Origin of the sequence: Peribacillus sp. Aquil_B1, assembly GCF_022603275.1 — a bacterium.
GTDB lineage: Bacteria > Bacillota > Bacilli > Bacillales > DSM-1321 > Peribacillus.
On record NZ_JAKXEE010000023.1, the window covers coordinates 1 to 255 of the forward strand.

The window sequence follows — 255 nt, forward strand, 5'->3', positions numbered from 1 at the left end:
TTAAATTTTAAGTGAGCACACACTATCAAAAAAGCAAATGAGCAAGTCAAACATTTCTTCGGAGAGTTTGATCCTGGCTCAGGACGAACGCTGGCGGCGTGCCTAATACATGCAAGTCGAGCGAATCAATGGGAGCTTGCTCCCTGAGATTAGCGGCGGACGGGTGAGTAACACGTGGGCAACCTGCCTATAAGACTGGGATAACTTCGGGAAACCGGAGCTAATACCGGATACGTTCTTTTCTCGCATGAGAGA

At 48.2% G+C, this 255-nt stretch carries 1 rRNA gene; it reads left to right on the forward strand.

What is annotated here, in order from left to right:
- Window positions 1-55 precede the first annotated feature (55 nt).
- Window positions 56-255 (forward strand): 16S ribosomal RNA (locus MPH60_RS27575); the annotation flags it as partial.